Source organism: Pseudovibrio sp. W74, assembly GCF_001623085.1.
GTDB lineage: Bacteria > Pseudomonadota > Alphaproteobacteria > Rhizobiales > Stappiaceae > Pseudovibrio.
Genome location: NZ_LMCJ01000047.1, coordinates 1,640 through 1,876 on the forward strand (window position 1 = coordinate 1,640; position 237 = coordinate 1,876).

The window sequence follows — 237 nt, forward strand, 5'->3', positions numbered from 1 at the left end:
CGTGAAGTCAGCGTTCTTCGGATCCTGACAATGCGGCAGGCCACACTCAATGTTGGTGATCAGCGCATCTTCAAAGGAGGTGGTGAAGAAATGCTCCTGCTTGCCGGAAGAATTGGTGCGGTACCATTTGACTTCACACTTCGGCAGCATCTCACCGGAGACCAGCGCATTATAAAGCAGCGGGATGGACTTGTTCATGGAGCAGGTGAACTTGAACGGAGTGTGCACGCGCTGACC

General features: G+C 53.6%; 1 protein-coding gene. It reads right to left on the minus strand.

Annotation, left to right across the window (positions count from 1 at the left end; translation table 11 throughout):
* On the minus strand, positions 1-237 hold a 237-nt coding region (gene tssD, locus PsW74_RS21270), incomplete at both ends, for a type VI secretion system tube protein TssD (RefSeq protein WP_153042451.1).